The organism is Erwinia sp. MYb416 (assembly GCF_037479575.1).
Lineage (GTDB): Bacteria > Pseudomonadota > Gammaproteobacteria > Enterobacterales > Enterobacteriaceae > Erwinia > Erwinia rhapontici.
Genome location: NZ_JBBGYT010000428.1, coordinates 1 through 1,027, shown reverse-complemented (window position 1 = coordinate 1,027; position 1,027 = coordinate 1). Strand labels below are relative to the sequence as shown.

1 protein-coding gene is annotated in these 1,027 nt (G+C 42.3%); it reads right to left on the bottom strand.

Annotated elements, in window-relative coordinates; translation table 11 throughout:
* Nucleotides 1-118: 118 nt before the first annotated feature.
* Nucleotides 119-1,027: hypothetical protein (locus WH277_RS08220; RefSeq protein ID WP_339505215.1), on the bottom strand; the 909-nt coding region annotated here is incomplete at its 5' end.

The following is a 1,027-nucleotide window of genomic DNA, read 5'->3' as shown; positions in this document are numbered from 1 at the left end:
GTTAAAACCAACTGATTTTCCGGAAAATCATCTGATAATTGTTGTATAAACTGCGTTTCAAGGAAATTGTCTGACATAAACCATCTCCAGGGGCCACCCTGCTGAAAACCAGAAAAATTCATGCGACAATTTCCTTTTTGTTACTCTGTAAATAGTGAATATTAACGCCGAGGCTGGATAAATTCTCGATCAAATGTGTGTAGCCTCGCTCAAGATGCTCACACCCAGTGATTATCGTTTCTCCATTTCGGACAATGGCAGCAATAAGTAACACGGCGGCAGATCTGAGATCCTGTGCGAAGACCGACTGTGGTTCAGAATTTAATACCGCAGGATTAATACATATTTTACCGTCAAAAACTCCGATATCAGTTCCCATTTTATTCAGTTCATGAGCATAAGAAAATCGGTGCTTCCAGACGCGTTCCTCAATATTGGACAAACCCCTGGCGTAACAGAGAATCAAGGCGAAGAAAGGCTGATGATCGCTGTAAATACTCGTGCTTTTAACGACAACGTCGCAAGGTGATAATTCCGGTTTTGCCACGGCATATAGCGTTTTATTTTCATGTATTATGTTTATCCCGATACGTCTGAATAGGGTGATCTCGGCCTGCAGTCCTGAAATAACATTGTCAATTTTGTCACAATGTAACCTGATTTTTTTCCCCGATAAGATGGAAAGAGTTAAGTAAGTGATCACTTCGGAGAGATCTGAAAGTAACGTTACTGTCACCTTGTCACGGGTAACGATATCAACGGGAACGTCGGGAGGACAAATAACGATTTCTTCTTTATTCCAGGACACCCGAAAACCGTTGAGGCGCAAAAACGACAGGAGCTCAGTAACATCGGGTTTCAAATAAGGATTCAGGATCCTTGTTACCCCCTCAGTGACAGAAAGCGAAGCTAATATCGCCGTTTTTGTCGCTCCTGATACTAATGGCCCGGTAAGGTCATCAGGAAAATCAGAAAAATCCATAATATCAATGGTACAGGCTTGAAAACCGTTGGTACTGCCGATCAT